Consider the following 644-nt stretch of genomic DNA (forward strand, 5'->3'; position numbering starts at 1 on the left):
CAGGTGGTGTTCCGCTTCCCCTTACACCGGGCATCTCTGCTGCTCTGGCGATGAGAATAAAGCAAACTGACCGTATCGAAGGTGGTGCCGCAGGGGCAGGTAGTTTTTTGCTTTCCCTTGCAACAGGCGTCGCTGCTGCCTCGGCGGTGAGTGTAAAGCAGGTTGGCTGAAGTGAATGTGACACCGCAGGGGCAGGTGGTGTTTCGCTTTCCCTTACACCGGGCATCGCTACTGCTCTGGCGGTGAGCACTAAGCAGGCTGAACGAATTGAAGGCGGCACCGCAGGGGCAGGTGGTGTTCTGTTTCCCCTTACACCGAGTATCTCTGCTGCACCGGCGGTGAGATTTAAGCAGGGTGGCCGAATCGAAGGTGGCGCCACAGAGGCAGACGGTGTTCCGCTTCCCTTTACACCGGGCATCTCTGCTGCTCTGACAGTGAGAGTTAAGCTGGTTAACCGAATCAAAGGTGGTACCACAGGGGCAGGTGGTGTTCCGCTTCCCCTTGCATCGAGCGTCTCTGCTGCCCCGACGGTGAGAGTTAAGCAGGCTGACCGAAGCAAAAGTGGCACCGCAGAGGCAGGTAGCGTTCCGCTTTTCTCGACGCACTGTCTCCTGCTCATTTTGGCTCAATACTTCTACTTCTGG

General features: G+C 57.3%; 1 protein-coding gene. It reads left to right on the forward strand.

Features of this window, described 5'->3' with window-relative positions:
• Positions 1 to 242: 242 nt before the first annotated feature.
• Positions 243 to 644 (forward strand): hypothetical protein (locus tag E1189_RS22670; protein WP_196220937.1); only part of this gene is annotated, 402 nt, incomplete at its 3' end.

This window comes from Parendozoicomonas verongulae, from assembly GCF_009711465.1.
GTDB classification, from domain to species: Bacteria; Pseudomonadota; Gammaproteobacteria; order Pseudomonadales; family Endozoicomonadaceae; genus Sansalvadorimonas; species Sansalvadorimonas verongulae.